This window comes from Anaerococcus degeneri, from assembly GCF_017874475.1.
In the GTDB taxonomy this organism is placed as follows: Bacteria; Bacillota; Clostridia; order Tissierellales; family Peptoniphilaceae; genus Anaerococcus; species Anaerococcus degeneri.
Map to the genome: position 1 here is coordinate 1 of NZ_JAGGLO010000030.1, position 1,084 is coordinate 1,084.

Annotated in this window: 1 rRNA gene; it reads left to right on the forward strand. The window is 43.0% G+C overall.

Features of this window, described 5'->3' with window-relative positions:
• Positions 1-1,084 (forward strand): 23S ribosomal RNA (locus J2Z38_RS10470); the annotation flags it as partial.

Genomic DNA, 1,084 nt, shown 5'->3' on the forward strand with positions numbered 1-1,084 from the left:
GTAAGACCCTGTGAACTGAAACATCTAAGTAGCAGGAGGAAAAGAAAGAAAACTCGATTTTCTAAGTAGCGGCGAGCGAAAAGAAAACAGCCCAACTCAATAAGGATCATATTTAATTAGCAGAATCATTTGGGAAGATGAACCAAAGAAAGTGACAGTCTTGTACGCGACAGTTAAATATGGACAGAGTGAAAGTAGCACCGGACACGAGGAATCCGTTGTGAAGATAGGGGGCCCATCCCCTAAGGCTAAATACTAACATGTGACCGATAGTGAACAAGTACCGTGAGGGAAAGGTGAAAAGAACCCCGAAAGGGGAGTGAAATAGAACCTGAAACCTAGCGCCTACAAGCAGACAGAGGACAAAAGTCTGATGTCGTACCTTTTGTAGAATGGGCCAGCGAGTTATTCTAAGCGGCAAGATTAAGTATTTAAGATACGAAGTCAAAGCGAAAGCGAGTCTTAATAGGGCCAAAGTCGATTAGAATAGACCCGAAACCGGGTGATCTATCCATGACCAGAGTGAAGGTGAAGTAAAATTCACTGGAGGCTCGAACCGGGTACGGTTTAAAACGTATCGGATGAGTTGTGGATAGGGGTGAAAAGCCAAACGAACTCGGATATAGCTGGTTCTCCTCGAAATAGCTTTAGGGCTAGCCTTTGACTAAAGATTTTAGGAGGTAGAGCACTGAATGGTCTAGGGCGGTTAACCGTACCGAAACCTATCAAACTCCGAATGCCAAAAAATCAGGTCAAGGAGTCAGACTTAGAGGGATAAGCTTCTAAGTCGAAAGGGAAACAGCCCAGACCGACAGCTAAGGTCCCCAAATCTGGATTAAGTGGAAAAGGATGTGAATCTACTAAGACAACCAGGACGTTGGCTTAGAAGCAGCCATGCATTTAAAGAATGCGTAATAGCTCACTGGTCAAGTGGGTTTGCGCCGAAAATGAACGGGGCTAAAATCCAGTACCGAAGCTTCGGATTGATAGAGAAATTAAATCTATCGCATAAAGAGGAAAAAGGAAAGATAAAACTAAACTAGGAAATATTGTAACAACAATTAATCAAGATAAACGAGTTATA